The organism is Tenacibaculum sp. IB213877 (genome assembly GCF_034043975.1).
In the GTDB taxonomy this organism is placed as follows: Bacteria; Bacteroidota; Bacteroidia; order Flavobacteriales; family Flavobacteriaceae; genus Polaribacter.
In genome coordinates this window covers 1-1,220 of record NZ_JAXCHH010000025.1, presented here as the reverse complement: position 1 = coordinate 1,220, position 1,220 = coordinate 1, and the positions used below count along the sequence as shown (strand labels likewise).

At 33.2% G+C, this 1,220-nt stretch carries 1 protein-coding gene; it reads right to left on the bottom strand.

Annotated elements, in window-relative coordinates; translation table 11 throughout:
* Nucleotides 1–30 precede the first annotated feature (30 nt).
* Nucleotides 31–1,023, bottom strand: coding sequence for an IS110 family transposase (locus SLH33_RS12915; protein WP_320419532.1), 993 nt, complete (start codon nt 1,021–1,023; stop codon nt 31–33).
* Nucleotides 1,024–1,220 lie beyond the last annotated feature (197 nt).

The window sequence follows — 1,220 nt, the reverse complement described above, 5'->3', positions numbered from 1 at the left end:
CGTATTCCAAGGTAAAAAACAAGTTTTATTTTAGAAATTTACTGCTGCTATATTTACAAAGGGAGGACCTCTTTTAATTACTGCAAAACTGCGTGCTAAAATTTTATTCCTAACGTTGTTTAATGCAATCATTTTATGTTTGCCTTCCTCTAACTTTCTATGATAATAATTCTTTAACTCCTGATCAGACTGTATTGCTGAAACAGCTGCCATACTTAATAAGGTCTTCATTTTTCTGTCACCTATATAGTGACTTTGTTTTCGCCTTCTAATGGAGCTTCCCGAGCTATATTCGAATGGAGCAATTCCGCAATAACTTGAAAAGGAACGCCAGTTATTAAACTTCATAAAATTAGAGGTATGGTAAAGTAATTGACAACTTAATATCAAACCTACTCCTTTTACTGTCCTTAGCAACTCATAATTATGCTGTAACTTATCATTGGTCTTTAATAAATCTTTCATACGTTTCTCTATAGATAATACTTGCTTGCTAATGTGCTTTATTGAGCGTTCTAATATCTTACAACAAGCGTCTGTTGATGGGCTTGAAAGTAAGTGCTGTTGCTCTTTTAAAGTAGATTTTAAACCACTACGGTCTCTTACCAATTGGTCTCGTAATGCTAAAAGCCTTCCAATCTCTTGAAACTCTTTAGGCTTTACATTACTCGGTTCTAACTCCTCTCGATACATCCATCCAAATCGAGCAATCATATAAGAATCTAACTTATCTGTCTTCTCTCTACTAAGACCTGTACTACGTTTAATACGCAGAGGACTTTCTTCAACATAAACAAGGGATAGTGACGACAAGAAAATCGATAACTTTAAAGAGTAATTCCCTGTATTTTCAAAACAGAAAAAATACTCTGTTGTTGCTAAATGACGTTTACTCCATATTATAAGATCGTGATATCCTTGTTCATCATTTGAAAACACTGCATGTTGCTTACTATGATATAAAGTTACATCAAGAGCATCTTTTGAAACATCAATACCTATTACATCTCTTACTTTTTTCATATATTTAAAAAATTAATGATTAATGATGTTCTGCAACTATTTCCTTTAATGAGCCATAAGGGCTAGGTATTCCAAGTAGTTCAACAAAGCATCGTACAAGAAATAGAGAGGACTATTACGTGTAATGGGTATTACCTAAAGACCGTTCAAGTTCTCCTCTCTAATCTTGTTAAATTTAATAACAGCAAAGTAAAGGA

Bases quoted from the DNA above. Each gene is read 5' to 3' on its own strand.
- SLH33_RS12915 (WP_320419532.1), bottom strand. From the start codon at position 1,023: ATGAAAAAAGTAAGAGATGTAATAGGTATTGATGTTTCAAAAGATGCT.